The 14,163-nt window shown below is 56.2% G+C and carries 14 protein-coding genes; 13 read left to right on the forward strand and 1 reads right to left on the reverse strand.

Annotated elements, in window-relative coordinates; all coding sequences use genetic code 11:
- Positions 1 to 17 precede the first annotated feature (17 nt).
- The 11 genes from J2X72_RS13050 (at position 18) to J2X72_RS13100 (ending at position 9,637) form a co-directional block, all read left to right on the forward strand.
- Entirely contained in the window at positions 18 to 2,237 is a 2,220-nt protein-coding gene (locus J2X72_RS13050) for a bifunctional (p)ppGpp synthetase/guanosine-3',5'-bis(diphosphate) 3'-pyrophosphohydrolase (RefSeq protein WP_210001971.1), read from the forward strand.
- A gap of 9 nt (positions 2,238 to 2,246) precedes the next feature.
- On the forward strand, positions 2,247 to 2,825 hold the full coding sequence (pyrE, locus tag J2X72_RS13055) for an orotate phosphoribosyltransferase (RefSeq protein ID WP_310072543.1): 579 nt from the start codon (positions 2,247 to 2,249) through the stop codon (positions 2,823 to 2,825).
- Positions 2,826 to 2,901: 76 nt separating this feature from the next.
- A complete protein-coding gene (locus J2X72_RS13060; RefSeq protein ID WP_210001974.1) occupies positions 2,902 to 3,456 on the forward strand; it encodes a DUF2062 domain-containing protein in 555 nt (184 codons plus the stop codon).
- A 102-nt stretch (positions 3,457 to 3,558) separates the two neighbouring features.
- Positions 3,559 to 3,963, forward strand: coding sequence for a holo-ACP synthase (gene acpS, locus J2X72_RS13065; protein WP_210001976.1), 405 nt, complete (start codon positions 3,559 to 3,561; stop codon positions 3,961 to 3,963).
- 79 nt (positions 3,964 to 4,042) lie between these two features.
- The gene (gene lepB, locus J2X72_RS13070) at positions 4,043 to 4,825 is read left to right on the forward strand and encodes a signal peptidase I (protein WP_210001978.1); all 783 of its coding nucleotides are present in this window, start codon (positions 4,043 to 4,045) and stop codon (positions 4,823 to 4,825) included.
- Positions 4,826 to 4,832: 7 nt separating this feature from the next.
- Positions 4,833 to 5,543 carry a ribonuclease III gene (gene rnc, locus J2X72_RS13075; RefSeq protein ID WP_310072544.1) on the forward strand — a complete coding sequence of 237 codons (711 nt, stop codon included), beginning with the start codon at positions 4,833 to 4,835 and terminating at the stop codon, positions 5,541 to 5,543.
- A complete protein-coding gene (era, locus tag J2X72_RS13080) occupies positions 5,543 to 6,484 on the forward strand; it encodes a GTPase Era (protein WP_310072546.1) in 942 nt (313 codons plus the stop codon). The genes rnc and era overlap by 1 nt, the downstream gene beginning before the upstream one ends.
- 15 nt (positions 6,485 to 6,499) lie before the next feature.
- Entirely contained in the window at positions 6,500 to 7,267 is a 768-nt protein-coding gene (gene recO / locus J2X72_RS13085; RefSeq protein ID WP_210001985.1) for a DNA repair protein RecO, read from the forward strand.
- Between the two features lie 165 nt (positions 7,268 to 7,432).
- Positions 7,433 to 8,839: a PTS transporter subunit IIC gene (locus tag J2X72_RS13090; RefSeq protein WP_310072548.1), complete on the forward strand. Its 1,407-nt coding sequence runs from the start codon at positions 7,433 to 7,435 to the stop codon at positions 8,837 to 8,839.
- Positions 8,840 to 8,858: 19 nt separating this feature from the next.
- Complete coding sequence (locus J2X72_RS13095) at positions 8,859 to 9,320, forward strand: PTS sugar transporter subunit IIA (protein WP_210001989.1); 462 nt, start codon at positions 8,859 to 8,861, stop codon at positions 9,318 to 9,320.
- A 29-nt stretch (positions 9,321 to 9,349) separates the two neighbouring features.
- The gene (locus J2X72_RS13100; RefSeq protein ID WP_210001991.1) at positions 9,350 to 9,637 is read left to right on the forward strand and encodes a PTS sugar transporter subunit IIB; all 288 of its coding nucleotides are present in this window, start codon (positions 9,350 to 9,352) and stop codon (positions 9,635 to 9,637) included.
- Between the two features lie 54 nt (positions 9,638 to 9,691).
- On the opposite strand, the gene J2X72_RS13105 is transcribed toward J2X72_RS13100, so the two are convergent.
- A complete protein-coding gene (locus J2X72_RS13105; RefSeq protein ID WP_310072550.1) occupies positions 9,692 to 10,930 on the reverse strand; it encodes an MFS transporter in 1,239 nt (412 codons plus the stop codon).
- Positions 10,931 to 11,512: 582 nt separating this feature from the next.
- Between J2X72_RS13105 and nadA the strand changes: the two genes are divergently transcribed.
- On the forward strand, positions 11,513 to 12,586 hold the full coding sequence (gene nadA / locus J2X72_RS13110) for a quinolinate synthase NadA (protein WP_210001995.1): 1,074 nt from the start codon (positions 11,513 to 11,515) through the stop codon (positions 12,584 to 12,586).
- Positions 12,587 to 12,600: 14 nt separating this feature from the next.
- Positions 12,601 to 14,160 carry an L-aspartate oxidase gene (locus J2X72_RS13115; RefSeq protein WP_310072553.1) on the forward strand — a complete coding sequence of 520 codons (1,560 nt, stop codon included), beginning with the start codon at positions 12,601 to 12,603 and terminating at the stop codon, positions 14,158 to 14,160.
- The last annotated feature ends 3 nt before the right edge of the window (positions 14,161 to 14,163 follow it).

Below are 14,163 nucleotides of genomic sequence, written 5' to 3' on the forward strand. Positions count from 1 at the left end.
TCCGGAGACCCCCATCCATGATGCGTCAGTATGAGCTTGTCGAGCGTGTTCAGCGTTACAAGCCTGACGTCAACGAGGCGTTGCTTAACAAGGCCTATGTCTATGCGATGCAGAAGCATGGTCACCAGAAGCGTGCATCGGGCGATCCGTATTTTTCCCACCCGCTGGAAGTCGCTGCCATCCTGACGGACATGCACCTCGATGAGGCGACGATCGCCATCGCCTTGCTGCATGACACTATCGAGGATACCTCTGCGACACGGCAGGAAATCGACACGTTGTTCGGTCCGGATATTGGCAAACTCGTCGAGGGGCTGACCAAGCTGAAAAAGCTGGATCTCGTCTCAAAAAAGGCTGTTCAGGCTGAAAATCTGCGCAAACTGCTGCTGGCGATCTCCGATGATGTGCGCGTCCTGCTCGTCAAGCTCGCCGACCGTCTGCACAATATGCGCACGCTTCACCACGTGCCCGAGGACAAGCGCCTGCGTATCTCCGAGGAGACGATGGATATCTATGCGCCGCTGGCTGGCCGCATGGGTATGCAGGACATGCGCGAGGAGCTCGAGCAGCTCGCATTCCGCTACATCAACCCTGAAGCCTTCAACGCCGTTACCAATCGGCTCGCCGAGTTAATGGAGAAGAACAAGGCGACGCTGAAGCAGATCGAAACCGATCTTTCCAGCCTGTTCGAAAAACACGGCGTCAAGGCCAGTGTGAAAAGCCGGCAGAAGAAGGCCTGGTCGGTGTTTCGCAAAATGGAAAGCAAGGGCCTTTCCTTCGAGCAGCTATCGGACATTTTCGGGTTTCGAGTCGTCGTGGACACGGTTGCCGATTGCTACAACGCTCTCGGCATCATTCACACGACATGGTCGATGGTTCCGGGACGGTTCAAGGACTACATCTCGACACCGAAGCAGAACGATTACCGTTCGATTCACACGACCATCGTTGGGCCATCGCGCCAGCGCGTCGAACTGCAGATCCGCACCCGCGAGATGAACGACATTGCCGAATATGGCGTCGCGGCGCATTCGATCTACAAGGACCGCGGCAGTGCACAGAACCCTCATGTCATTTCAACGGAAACCAACGCCTATGCCTGGTTGCGCCAAACTATCGAAGCCCTGGCGGAAGGCGACAATCCGGAAGAGTTTCTCGAGCATACGAAGCTCGAACTGTTTCAGGACCAGGTCTTCTGCTTCACGCCGAAGGGCCGCCTGATCGCACTGCCGCGCGGTGCGACACCCATCGATTTCGCCTACGCTGTGCACACGAATATTGGCGACAGCTGCGTAGGCGCCAAGGTCAATGGCCGCATCATGCCGCTGATGACCGTTCTGCATAACGGCGACGAGGTGGAAATCATCCGCTCCAAGGCACAAACACCGCCTGCCGCCTGGGAATCGATCGTTGTGACAGGCAAGGCGCGCGCTGCCATCCGCCGTGCCACGCGGCTGGCCGTGCGCAAGCAGTATTCCGGCCTCGGCATGCAGATACTTGAGCGAGCATTCGAGCGGGCAGGGAAGGTTTATTCGCGCGACGAATTGAAGAAGGGTTTGCCGCGCTTGGCGCGCAAGGAAATCGATGATGTTCTGGCTGCGGTCGGTCGTGGTGAATTGCCCTCGTCCGACGTGATGAAAGCAGTCTATCCGGAGTATCAGGACGCCAAGCCCAAGCCCAATGCTCCTGACCGTGAGGAAGGTTGGGTGAATTTCCGCAACACTTCCGGAATGATCTTCAAAATGCCGGAAGGTGCGGAGGCCGCTGGTCTGGAGCCGGGTGGCCCGAACGCCCTGCCGATCCGAGGCGCTAGCCCGGATATGCCTGTGCACTTCTCGCCTGAAGGTGCAGTACCCGGCGACCGGATCGTCGGCATTCTCCAGCCCGGCGCAGGAATGACAATCTATCCGATCCAGTCCTCGGCGCTGATGGCCTATGACGATCAGCCGGAGCGTTGGATCGATGTTCGCTGGGACATAGACGAGAGCCGGCGCGATCGTTTCCCTGCCCGCATTAACATTTCGGCGATCAATGCGCCGGGATCGCTGGCGGAAATTGCGCAGATCATTGCCGAGAACGAGACCAATATTCACAATCTTTCGATGGTCCGTACAGCCCCGGATTTCACACAGATGATCGTAGATCTCGAAGTGTGGAATCTTAAACATCTCAACCGGATACTGTCAAAACTTAAAGAGAGCAAATGCGTCAGCGATGCGCAGCGCGTTAGTGGATAGAGAGGCGGAATGAAAACAAATGAGGTCCTGGACGTTTTTCGCGAGGCAGGGGCGGTGCTGGAAGGGCATTTCATCCTGACATCGGGTCTGCGCAGCCCGATCTTTTTACAAAAAGCACGTGTATTCATGCACGCCGACAAGACGGAACGCGTATGTCGCGGCCTCGCGGAAAAAATCAAAGACGCCGGACTTGGCCAAATTGATTATGTGGTCGGTCCTGCTATCGGTGGTATCATTCCTGCCTACGAAACATCGCGGCATCTGGGTGTTCCTGCGATCTGGGTGGAGCGTGAAAATGGCATTTTCAAGCTACGCCGCTTTGAGATCGCCAAGGGCGCGCGCGTCGTCATTGTAGAAGATATTGTAACGACTGGGCTTTCCATTCGTGAAACGGTGACTTGCCTGCAGGAGTTGGGTGCGAATGTACTGGCAGCAGCGTGTATCATCGACCGGTCAGCTGGAAAAAGTGATGTGGGAGTACCGTTGATAGCGCTGGCGGAATATGAAGTGCCAGCCTATCCTCCTGACGATCTTCCGCCTGAACTTGCCGCAATTCCGCCTGTTAAGCCCGGTAGTCGCAACATCTGAATGAACCAAATGAACCAAAGCGGATTTGACACATTCAAAGTATATATTGCTTTGGTGAAGAAGGACTTGGATAGAAATGCTCTTTAAGAGGCGTAAAGAACCGTGTCTGCGGGAACGGCTGCGCGTGGCGCTTTGGCCTCGCCGTTCCGTCGGTCGCTCTTTACGCTATTTCGGCAAGCGTGTCCTAAGACTGCGAGCGACGCCCCACGCTATCGCGACTGGCTTTGCCTGCGGCATCTTCGCCGCGTTCATTCCGCTTCTCGGCGTTCACATTGCAGTTGCCCTGACCATCGCCTGGTTGATCGGAGGCAACATTGCCGCAGCAGTCATCGGGACAACCTTGGGTAATCCTTTGGTTCTGCCTTTTATATGGGCGGCAACGCTGGAAGTCGGTCGCTTCGTACTGACTGGCAGTCTGACCGGAGAACCCTTGCCCCCGCATCTCGGCGCCATGCTCAGGCATTTGGATTTTCTTGTTCTGTGGCAACCGCTGATCAAGCCCATGCTGATCGGTGCCGTTCCGCTCGGTCTCATCGCAGCGCTGCTCATTTATTTTCCGGTGCGCTGGACAGTCGCAAAGTTCCAGCATCGACGGCACAAGGCCGCATTCCACCTGGAAAAGGCAACCTAGGTTGGCGGCAGCGACGCCTTCTCATCGGACGAAACCGAAGCCGAAGGATTTGGAACAAATCGCCAAACTGTTTCCATCTAAACATGAAAGGCTCCAGCCGACATGATCATTGGAATCGGCAGCGATTTAATCGATATCAGGCGCATCGAAAAGACGCTCGAACGGCACGGCAGTCGCTTTGTCGACAGAGTCTATACTCCAATTGAACAGGCAAAGTCTGACCGCCGTAAGGAGCGTGCCGCCTCCTATGCCAAACGCTTTGCGGCCAAGGAAGCCTGCGCCAAGGCCCTCGGCACAGGCCTGTCGCGCGGTGTGTTCTGGCGCGACATGGGGGTCGTCAACCTGCCGAGCGGCGCTCCCACCATGCAACTCACAAATGGAGCGGCGAAACGCCTCTTGGCAATCACTCCTGCCGGCTATTCCACCCGAATTCATTTGACCATCACCGATGATTTTCCCCTTGCACAAGCATTTGTGATTATCGAGGCGCAGAGAATCGAAGAATAGCCGCAATCAAACGGCATTGAGCGGCATTGCCCCCCGCGCGTTCAGCGGTTAAGAGGGGGCACATTGGATTTTTGGAGATATGAGACACGTGAGCGACAAAGCTGTTGTGAAGAATTCTGGTGGTCTTGGCGAGACGATCAGCGTTATCGTGCAGGCGCTGCTGCTCGCCCTGGTAATCCGGACGTTGCTGTTTCAGCCCTTCAACATTCCATCCGGCTCGATGAGGCCGACCCTGCTTGAAGGCGATTATCTGTTCGTCTCGAAATTCTCCTATGGTTATTCCAAATATTCGATTCCCTTTGCGCCAAATCTGTTTTCTGGCCGCATCTGGAGCGGTGAGCCGAAACGCGGTGATATCGCCGTATTTCGCAAACCCAATGACACGTCTCTGGACTTCATCAAACGCGTTATCGGACTGCCGGGTGACAAGATTCAGATGCGCGGTGGTGTACTCTACATCAATGATGTGGCCGTACCGCGCGAGAAGGTTGGCCAGATCGACAATCCCGACGTGACCGAGGTCAACCGGCCTGTCGACGTCTATCGTGAAACGCTGCCGAACGGGATCACCTACGATACGCTTGACCTGACGCCGAACGGCCTAGGCGACGACACGCGGGAATTTATCGTTCCAGCCGGAAACTATTTCATGATGGGCGACAACCGGGACAATTCGAGCGATAGCCGTTTTGACGTCGGCTATGTTCCGCTTGAGAATTTCGTGGGCCGCGCCAATATCATCTTCTTCTCGATCGCCGGTAAAGCAAGCCCGCTTGAGATTTGGCGCTGGCCGTCGGAGGTTCGCTTCGGACGGTTGCTGCACAGCGTCAACGGCGCTCCAGACTCCGTCCAGAACAATTGATGAGCCAATGAGCCTGTCCGCCGACGCCGTTCGCAGACTGGAGGAAAAAACCAGGCACACCTTTCGCGATCTCGGCCGCCTGGAGCGTGCGCTTACCCATGCAAGTGCACGTCCTTCGGCGGGGTCCGATTATGAACGCCTCGAGTTTCTGGGCGACCGGGTTCTTGGTCTTGTGATCGCCGAACTGCTATTCCGGGCCTATCCAACCGCGACGGAAGGAGAACTGTCCCTACGGCTGAACTCCCTTGTCAACGCCGATACCTGTGCATCTGTTGCTGACGAGATTGGTCTGCATGAGTTCATTCGTACTGGCTCCGATGTGAAGGGCCTTGCGGACAAACGGCTCAAAAGCTTGCGTGCCGACGTGGTCGAATCGCTCATCGCCACGATTTATCTGGACGGCGGACTGGAAGCGGCGCAACCTTTCGTAGAGCACTATTGGGATGCCCGCTCGCGCGAAATCAATTCGGCGCAGCGCGATCCGAAAACGGAATTGCAGGAGTGGGCGCACCAGCAGAATGGCGCTCAACCGATTTACAGCGTGATCGACCGCACAGGTCCCGATCACGATCCGCAGTTTACGGTGAAGGTCGATGTCAAAGGCTTCGATCCCGCGACCGGCATAGGCCGTTCGAAGCGTATTGCCGAACAGGAAGCCGCGGTTGAGTTGCTTTATCGTCAAGGCGTTCGTAAGAAGACGCAGGAAGAAGAACCATAATGACCGAACAAGAACAGACAACAGAAGTCGACGCAAAGCCCGATGTTCCCACCCGCTCGGGCTTTATCGCTTTGATTGGCGCGCCGAATGCCGGCAAGTCAACGCTGGTCAACCAGCTCGTCGGAAGCAAGGTGTCGATCGTTACCCATAAGGTGCAGACGACGCGTGCACTCGTGCGCGGTATTGTCATCCACGAGCAGACGCAGATGGTTCTGGTCGATACGCCCGGCATCTTCAAGCCGAAACGCCGTCTGGACCGGGCAATGGTCACCACTGCCTGGGGCGGTGCCAAGGATGCCGATCTCATTCTGGTCCTCATCGATGTCGAGCAAGGGATCGACGAAGAGGCCGAAGCCATTCTCGGCAGTCTCCATGAGAAGAAACGCAAGGTGATCCTTGTTCTCAACAAGGTGGATCGTATCGAGGCGCCGAAGCTGCTGGAGCTGGCGCAAAAGGCCAATGAAATGGTCAATTTCGATAAAACCTTCATGATTTCCGCGCTGAAGGGCTATGGTTGCAAGGATCTGTTGAAATACCTTGCCGACAATTTGCCGGAAGGTCCGTGGTATTACCCGGAGGACCAGATTTCCGACATGCCCATGCGTATGCTTGCAGCGGAAATCACCCGCGAAAAGCTCTATCTGCGCCTGCACAACGAGCTACCCTATTCGTCGACCATCGAGACGGAAAGCTGGGAAGAAAAGAAGGACGGTTCCGTTCGCATTCAGCAGGTGATCTACGTCGAGCGCGACAGCCAGAAGAAAATCGTTCTCGGGCACGAGGGGCAAGCAATCAAGGCCATCGGCCGGGCCGCGCGCAAGGAGCTGATGGAAATCCTCGATCAGAAGGTGCATCTTTTCCTTTTCGTCAAGGTTCGTGACAACTGGGGCAATGACCCTGAGCGTTACCGCGAAATGGGCCTTGAATTCCCGAACTCATAGAGCCAGTCTCGTTAAATGGAATGGCATGACGAGGGCATAATCCTTGGAACAAGACGGCATGGGGAAACCAGTGCCATCCTTGAATTGATGACGCGCGAGCACGGCCGTCACATGGGATTGGTACGGGGCGGGCGTTCTCGTCGAATGCAACCGCTATTGCAGGCAGGCAATCGCGTCGACGTCATCTGGCGTGCGCGCATAGATGAACATCTGGGCATGATGCAGGTCGAGCCTGTCAGTTTTTCCGCTGCGCGATTGATAGAGCAGCCGGTGGCGCTTTACGGGCTCCAGCTGGCCGCCGCGCATCTGCGGTTGCTTCCCGAGCGCGATCCGCATCGGAATCTGTTCGAAACGCTCGCCATCATCCTCGAACATTGCGACGATACATTGATTGCAGGCGAACTCCTCGTGCGCTTCGAAGTGGCGATGCTAGAGGAACTGGGTTTCGGTCTGGATCTGAAACGCTGCGCCTCCACCGGCACGGATCAGGACCTGACCTATGTATCGCCGAAATCCGGACGTGCAGTCTCACGCGATGCCGGAGCGCCGTGGGCCGACAAGCTGCTTGCCATGCCACCGTTCATGGTCAGCTCGAGCGTGCGCGCAACATCACTTGCCGAGCTCATCGCGGCGTTCCGGCTGACCAGTTTTTTCTTCACCCGGCATGTCTGGGAACCCAGGGCGCAAAAGCCGCCTGAAGCACGTGACGGCTTTCTGAATGCCGTTGCCCGATCATTGGCGAATCCGGCAATTTTCCCCTCCGAGACTAACCAGCTCCTCTGAAACTTGTTGAAAAACTGCAACTTGGCGATCTGGATTTCGCCAAACCGTGTTTTGCCGGAAGTCATGCGTTGACTTAGGAAATTGCATATGAGTACACATTGATGCATTGCAGAATACAAATGTTCTGTGATGTGCGGTCGCGGAGGACTGCGGGGGAGGAATTGAATGGATACTATCTTGACCGGCTTGAAAGCCGCCGTCGACGCGATGGGACCGACGGTTCTGTTGCCAATCGTAATTTTCATCATTGCGCTGGTTTTGGGGGCGAGACCGGGCAGGGCGTTCCGGGCTGCCGTTACAATCGGCGTTGCCTTCATCGGTATCAACCTTGTTCTCGGGCTGATGCTTACGTCGATTGGCGATGTCGCCAAGGCGATAGTCACCAATACTGGCATTCATCGCGACATTGTGGATGTTGGTTGGCCATCGGCAGCAGCGATCGCCTTTGGATCATCGGTGGGCCTATGGGTTATCCCAATCGCCATCGCGGTCAATATCGCACTGCTGTTGACGCGACTTACCCGCACATTGAACGTCGATGTCTGGAACTTCTGGCACTTTGCATTTATCGGCTCGCTTGCCGTCGCAGCGACCAACAGCCTCACTTACGGCTTGATTGTCGCCGCGCTGATGGTTGCGCTTTGCCTGCTGTTTGCGGATTGGTCCGCCAGGGCCGTACAAAAATTCTATGGGATTCCGGGGATTTCCGTGCCGCATCTGGCATCGGCGCAAATTCTTCCAATTGCGATCGTACTCAATTGGATCATTGATCGCATTCCCGGGATCAACAAGATCGAGCTCAACACCGAAACCTTCGAACGCCGTTTCGGCGTTTTCGGTGAACCGGTCATTCTCGGTCTGATCATCGGCCTCGCGCTTGGCATCATAGCCTATTACAACGCCGGTGATTTCGGCGTAGTGCTCACGAAGGTGCTTCAGACCGGCATGACGCTGGCAGCCGTCATGCTGCTCCTTCCGCGCATGGTGAAAATCCTGATGGAGGGCCTTTTGCCTGTTTCGGATGCCGCGCAGGAATTCGTGCGTAAACGTACTGGTGATCGCGAACTGCTGGTGGGTCTGGATTCCGCCATCCTTATCGGCCACCCCGCAGCAATCTCGTCGTCGCTCATACTTGTGCCGATCGCGATCATCCTGTCGATCATTCTGCCCGGGAACCGCGTCATCCTGTTTGCTGATCTTGCAGTCATTCCGTTCCTTGTCGCCATGACCGCGCCACTTCTCAAGGGCAATGTCTTCCGCATGGTGATCGTCGGTACTGTTACTCTGGCTGTCGGCTTTTATGTTGCCAATGCCTTGGCGCCGCTCTTTACCGCTGCGGCCCAAGCGTCCGGCTTCCAGATGCCCGCAAATGCAGTGCAGATCACGAGTGTCGTCGATGGGTTCCTGTGGATACCCTATGTCGTCATCGCCCTTATCCAGAACCTAGGCGCAGTTGGGCTTGCGGTGCTGGCAATTGTCATTGCCGGAGCCTTCTGGGCCTATCGACGCAACACTGCGGCGTGGGAACGTGCGGCAGGTGCCGACGATCTCGGGACAGATGAAACCGTCTAGCACCAGTGGAGTAGATTGAATGGCGCATGCCTTGATGAGCTATCTTGATCCCGGGGCGATTGTCCTCGGGCTCAAGGCCGCGACAGACCAGGATGTCATCCGCATCTTGGCAGATCGATTGTCAGCGCTGGGAATTGTCAAGCCAAGTTTCGCCGATGCCGTCATCGCCCGTGAGGTCATGTTGCCTACGGGCCTGCCGCTCGGAGGCGACAACAACGTAGCGGTTCCGCACACAGATCCTGAACATGTGCTGAGGCCCGGTTTGGCACTTGCAACACTGGCTGAACCGGTGTTGTTCTCCAATATGGAAGATCCGGATGAGAAGCTGCAGGTCAGTGTTGTTTTCCTGATGGCTCTCAATGACAAGGATAAGCAAATTGAAATGCTGCAGGAGATCGCAGGCACAATTCAGTCACCCGAAATTATTTCGGCGCTGATTCTATCCAAATCGGTGGAAGACGTGTCTCGGCTTCTGCGATAAGTTTGCATTAAAAATCAGGGAGGGAATTTATGACTCGGCAGAAAACCGTGCTTTTTGCATGCGGAACGGGTATCGCCACCTCGACAGTGGTTGCGCATGCGGTCGAAGATGCAATGAAGGAACGTGGGATCCGCTTCAACTCAAGGCAGTGCAAGACGACGGAAGTGGCAGGACAGATCGATGATGTCGATCTCGTCGTCACAACCGCGCAACTGCCCAAGGATCTTGCCAAACCTGTCATCACCACGCTGGCCTTTCTGACAGGTATCGGTAAAGCGGAAGCGCTCGACAAGATTGAAGCTATTCTGAGAGATTGAGACTGAACTGCACAAGACAAATCCGCCGTTCATTGGCTTGAACGGCGGATTTGTCTATTCCGCGGGCTGGAGGGTAGGGCGTGCAGCGGCGGTCTCTTCGATGGGCCAATGCACAATAGCCGCAAATATACCGAGCGCGACTCCGAGCCACCAGACCGGATCATAGCTGCCGAAGTGATCATAGAGGTATCCGCCGAGCCACACACCCAGGAACGAGCCGATCTGGTGCGAGAAAAACACGATACCGCCAAGCATGCCGAGATAGCGGGTACCGAACATGATGGCGACGAGTGAATTTGTCGGCGGCACCGTCGAAAGCCACATCAGTCCCATCAGGATCGCGAAGACAATCACGGAAGTTCCCGTTTGCGGAAGCAGCAGAAAGGCCGTGACCAATATTGAACGCCCGAGGTAGAGAAACGCCAGAAATTTCGGTTTGGAGTAGCGCTGACTGATCATGCCCGATGCAAGCGAGCCAATGATATTGAAAAATCCGATGAGTGCCAAAGCTAACACAGCATAGGTAGCATCAATCCCAATATCGCCCAGATAGGCAGGAAAATGTGCAGTGATAAACGCCACCTGAAACCCGCAAACGAAGAAGCCCGTCGTCAGTAGCAGGTAGCTCTTGTGCGCAAGTGCTTCCTTTAATGCCTGGCCGATCGACTGCTTGTATTGAGCTTCCTTGATTCTGCCACTTGAGGAATTGCCGCGCAGGGGTATGGCAAGGATCGGAACAATCAACATTGCCAGGCCGAGATAGACCAGCGCATCCGACCAGCCAAACCGATCGATGAGGCCCTGGCTGATCGGCGCAAAGACGAACATACCTGCGGAGCCCGCCGCTGTGCCGATACCGAACACGAAGGTACGGTTCGCTGCTGAAACATTGCGCGCAAAGGCAGATAGAATGACGCCGAAGGATCCCGCCGCAATACCAAGGCCTACAAGGACGCCGCCGCCGAGATAGAGAATGCCGGGTGAGGTTGCCCAAGCCATCATGACCAGGCCACTCGAGTAAAATACCGCAGACAGAAACAGCACGCGCCAGGTGCCATACTTGTCGGCGATTGCGCCGAAGAATGGTTGCCCAGCGCCCCAGAACAGATTCTGCAATGCCATGGCCATGCCAAACGTGGTTCTATCCCAACCCTTCTCGGCCAGCATCGGCAGTTGGAAGAACCCCATCGCGGAGCGGGGCCCGAATGTCAAAAGCGCGATGAAACAGCCGGCGATGATGATCAGCCATGGCACGCCGGAATTCTGGACGACACTTGCTTTGTTCTGCGGCATAGCCGTCTCCTTTATGGAAGGAGCAGAATTATCGCATTTGTCATCCCAATCAATTGAATTGAGTTGATTGGTGCATAAATGCGTTTGATGAGTATCTCGGGTTCCGACCCTGCGATGAGTAAAGGATTGATTTTCATGCGAATATTTCTGCCGATTCTGCTAGCCGCTATGACTCTCGGCGGTTGCGCCAGCTCCGGCAGCGTCAGTCCACTCGTTTGGTGCGATCGGCCAAGCGATCGGGATGCGAAGGTGTTTACCGATTGTACGCCGCAGATCGGCGGCGACAGTCCGCAAAGACGTTATCTACAAGAGCGCCGTTACAATGATGACCGTCGGTCGAGGGGAGGGTAATACCAGGGGTGGAAAGGTCGTCAAGGCCGCACCTGGCATGTCCTTCCCGCCAGGCAGGTACAAAAAGCTCGATTATCAACCTTGAAGCCAGCAAAATAATCCCCTATGTATTCCGTGACGGCCCTGCCGTTTTTCTTTTGGTCATAAATATGCTCAAAGTGAGTATAAATGGCCGGCGACCAAAAACTCGGCCGACTTGCCGGGTAAAAGAATGTCCAGGAGGAAGTGGATATGACCAGCGCTGCCCGCATCAAGACCGACCGTGTGTCCGGTCAAACTGCAGCCGATCGTTTTGGCGTTCTCGAGATGCCGGATCTTTCCTACACACCGGAGATCGCGGCCGAAACCGAGCATCTCTACGAGCGTGTCGCTCACCATATCCCGCGGATCGAATGGCCGGTCTACGCACCTTATGTGGCTGCGATCAACCGTCTGAAGAAACAGCGCAACGCCGTCATCCTCGCCCACAACTATCAAACCCCGGAGATTTTTCACTGCGTGGCCGATATCGTCGGTGACTCCCTGCAGCTCGCCAAAGAGGCGACGCGCGTGGACGCCGAGATCATCGTTCAATGCGGTGTGCACTTCATGGCGGAGACGTCCAAACTTCTCAATCCGCAAAAAACTGTGCTGATCCCCGACATGCGCGCTGGCTGCTCGCTGGCCGAGTCCATTACCGGGGCTGATGTACGCTTGTTGCGCGAGACCTATCCGGGGGTGCCGATTGTCACCTACGTGAATACTTCCGCTGAAGTGAAGGCGGAAAGCGATATATGCTGCACATCGGCCAATGCAGTCCAGGTTGTCGAAAGCTTCGGCGTCGATCGGGTCTTGTGCATTCCGGACGAATTCCTCGCGCAGAATGTCGCCGCACAGACCAATGTCAAGATATTGACGTGGAAAGGCCATTGCGAGGTGCACGAGAGGTTCACGGCGGATGAGTTGCTCGCATATCGGGCGGCCGATCCGGATATCCAGATCATTGCTCATCCTGAATGTCCGCCTGAAGTGGTGGCAATCGCCGACTATACCGGCTCGACGCGAGGCATGATCGACTATGTGAAGGACAATCGTCCGGCGAAGGTGCTGCTCGTCACGGAATGCTCCATGGCCTCCAATATCGAATCCGAAGTGCCGGACGTAAAGTTCATCAAGCCGTGCAATCTCTGCCCGCACATGAAGCGCATCACATTGCCGAACATTCTTGAAAGCCTGGTCTACATGCGTGAAGAAATTCACGTCGATCCGCTGATCGCCGAAAAGGCGCGGCTCGCTGTAGAGCGTATGGTCAACCTGAAGAACTGAGACGGGAAAAGCTGATGTCCACTCATTCCGATCCCGTCATCATCATCGGTGGCGGACTTGCCGGACTTTTTTGTGCACTGAAACTTGCTCCCCGGCCAGTCACCGTGCTTGCGGCGGCACCCATTGGCCGCGGTGCATCCTCGGCCTGGGCGCAGGCGGGGATTGCTGCTGCCGTCTCGGAGGGTGACACAAAAGAAAAGCACGTCGCCGATACTGTCGCCGCTGGTGACGGCATTGTTGACGAGAACATAGCGCGTTTGATGGCGGGCGAAGCGGCCTCCCGTGTCCACGATCTTCTCGGCTATGGTGTTCCCTTCGACCGTGATCTCGAAGGCAGGCTGCAGGTATCGCGCGAGGCGGCGCATTCTGAAAGCCGTATCGTCAGGGTGCGCGGCGACATGGCGGGGCGTGCGATTATGCAGGCTCTGGTGAAAACGGTTGAAGATACGCCGTCTATCAGGGTGATGGAAGGATATGTGGTCGAAGATCTGATGCTTGAGAAAGGCGCTGTAACGGGTGTCATCGCGCGAACAGAAGCAGGGCGCGGCAGGCAAGTGAAACTGGCTTCAAGGGCGGTTGTGATCGCCACCGGCGGCATCGGCCATCTCTATGCGGTAACCACCAATCCTTCCGAAGCACGTGGCGAGGGGATCGGCATGGCGGCCCGGGCTGGTGCAATGATGGCGGATATGGAGTTCGTACAGTTTCACCCGACGGCGCTGGACGTGAAGAAAGACCCCGCACCCCTGGCAACGGAGGCACTCCGGGGTCACGGCGCCACGCTGATCAATCGCGCCGGTGAACGGTTTATGCTCAAGTTAGATCCTGATGCGGAACTTGGTCCCCGTGATGTCGTGGCGCGCGGGATTTATGCTGAAGTCATGGCTGGTCGCGGTGCCTGGCTCGACTGCACCAAGGCCGTGGGTGCATCGTTCGCCGAGGAGTTTCCGACAGTCTACAAGTATTGTCGCGACGCCGGCATTGATCCTGTTGTCGACCCCATTCCTGTCATTCCTGCCGCGCACTATTTCATGGGCGGTATTCTGACAGACGCCGATGGGCGCACCTCGATCAACGGGCTGTGGGCTTGCGGGGAATGCACCTCGACGGGAGCGCACGGGGCAAACCGGCTGGCGTCCAATTCCCTGCTTGAAGCCGTCGTGTTTTCTGCGCGCATTGCCGCCAAGATCGGCAAGGGTGACGCGCAATATACGGAAGATTGGTCGAAGGGCTCGGTAGACCGGGACGATCTTGCCGCCGAAGTGGATACGGCAGCGATGACAACGCTCCGCAAGACCATGAGCGCCAGTTTTGGTGTTGTTCGTGACCGCAAAGGCATGCTTCAAGGGTTGAAGACGATTCTTGAGTTGGACGAAGCTAATCGTGATCCTGCCTTTCGGAATGTATTGGCGACGGCAAAGCTGGTCGCCGTCAGTGCGCTGCGACGAGAGGAAAGCCGCGGTGGTCATTTCCGCAGCGACTTTCCCGAGAAACGTGCCGGGTGGCAGCATAGAACATTTCTGACACTGTCCGATGCCGAAGCTTTTGTGAGTGAAGTGATGGAGTTGGCCTGATGC

The organism is Phyllobacterium sp. 1468 (assembly GCF_031455525.1).
GTDB lineage: Bacteria > Pseudomonadota > Alphaproteobacteria > Rhizobiales > Rhizobiaceae > Phyllobacterium.

Excerpts from the sequence above, each read along its gene's own strand:
- J2X72_RS13050 (WP_210001971.1), top strand. The coding sequence starts at position 18 with ATGATGCGTCAGTATGAGCTTGTCGAGCGTGTTCAGCGTTACAAGCCT.
- pyrE (WP_310072543.1), top strand. The coding sequence starts at position 2,247 with ATGAAAACAAATGAGGTCCTGGACGTTTTTCGCGAGGCAGGGGCGGTG.
- J2X72_RS13060 (WP_210001974.1), top strand. The coding sequence starts at position 2,902 with ATGCTCTTTAAGAGGCGTAAAGAACCGTGTCTGCGGGAACGGCTGCGC.
- acpS (WP_210001976.1), top strand. The coding sequence starts at position 3,559 with ATGATCATTGGAATCGGCAGCGATTTAATCGATATCAGGCGCATCGAA.
- lepB (WP_210001978.1), top strand. The coding sequence starts at position 4,043 with ATGAGACACGTGAGCGACAAAGCTGTTGTGAAGAATTCTGGTGGTCTT.
- rnc (WP_310072544.1), top strand. The coding sequence starts at position 4,833 with ATGAGCCTGTCCGCCGACGCCGTTCGCAGACTGGAGGAAAAAACCAGG.
- era (WP_310072546.1), top strand. The coding sequence starts at position 5,543 with ATGACCGAACAAGAACAGACAACAGAAGTCGACGCAAAGCCCGATGTT.
- recO (WP_210001985.1), top strand. The coding sequence starts at position 6,500 with ATGGAATGGCATGACGAGGGCATAATCCTTGGAACAAGACGGCATGGG.
- J2X72_RS13090 (WP_310072548.1), top strand. The coding sequence starts at position 7,433 with ATGGATACTATCTTGACCGGCTTGAAAGCCGCCGTCGACGCGATGGGA.
- J2X72_RS13095 (WP_210001989.1), top strand. The coding sequence starts at position 8,859 with ATGGCGCATGCCTTGATGAGCTATCTTGATCCCGGGGCGATTGTCCTC.
- J2X72_RS13100 (WP_210001991.1), top strand. The coding sequence starts at position 9,350 with ATGACTCGGCAGAAAACCGTGCTTTTTGCATGCGGAACGGGTATCGCC.
- J2X72_RS13105 (WP_310072550.1), bottom strand. The coding sequence starts at position 10,930 with ATGCCGCAGAACAAAGCAAGTGTCGTCCAGAATTCCGGCGTGCCATGG.
- nadA (WP_210001995.1), top strand. The coding sequence starts at position 11,513 with ATGACCAGCGCTGCCCGCATCAAGACCGACCGTGTGTCCGGTCAAACT.
- J2X72_RS13115 (WP_310072553.1), top strand. The coding sequence starts at position 12,601 with ATGTCCACTCATTCCGATCCCGTCATCATCATCGGTGGCGGACTTGCC.